The sequence below is a fragment of the Prevotella sp. S7 MS 2 genome, from assembly GCF_000762865.1.
Classification (GTDB): Bacteria; Bacteroidota; Bacteroidia; order Bacteroidales; family Bacteroidaceae; genus Prevotella.
This window is the reverse complement of the sequence record NZ_JRPT01000111.1, coordinates 1-596: the sequence shown is the minus strand read 5'-3', so window position 1 is coordinate 596 and position 596 is coordinate 1. Positions and strand designations below refer to the sequence as shown.

The window sequence follows — 596 nt, the reverse complement described above, 5'->3', positions numbered from 1 at the left end:
CCAATCACCGATCCCACCTTCGACAGCTCCCCCCACAAGGGTTGGGCCACTGGCTTCGGGTGTTACCGACTTTCATGACGTGACGGGCGGTGTGTACAAGGCCCGGGAACGTATTCACCGCAGCGTTGCTGATCTGCGATTACTAGCGACTCCGACTTCACGGGGTCGAGTTGCAGACCCCGATCCGAACTGAGACCGGCTTTAAGGGATTAGCTCCACCTCACGGTATCGCAACCCACTGTACCGACCATTGTAGCATGTGTGAAGCCCTGGACATAAGGGGCATGATGATTTGACGTCATCCCCACCTTCCTCCGAGTTGACCCCGGCAGTTTCTCACGAGTCCCCACCATAACGTGCTGGCAACATAAGACAAGGGTTGCGCTCGTTGCGGGACTTAACCCAACATCTCACGACACGAGCTGACGACAACCATGCACCACCTGTATACGAGCCACAAGGGAAACCACATCTCTGCGGCGATCCCGTATATGTCAAGCCCAGGTAAGGTTCTTCGCGTTGCATCGAATTAATCCACATGCTCCGCCGCTTGTGCGGGCCCCCGTCAATTCCTTTGAGTTTTAGCCTTGCGGCCG

1 rRNA gene is annotated in these 596 nt (G+C 56.4%); it reads right to left on the bottom strand.

The window, feature by feature from the left end:
* Positions 1-596: ribosomal RNA gene (locus HMPREF0671_RS11585) — 16S ribosomal RNA — on the bottom strand; the annotation flags it as partial.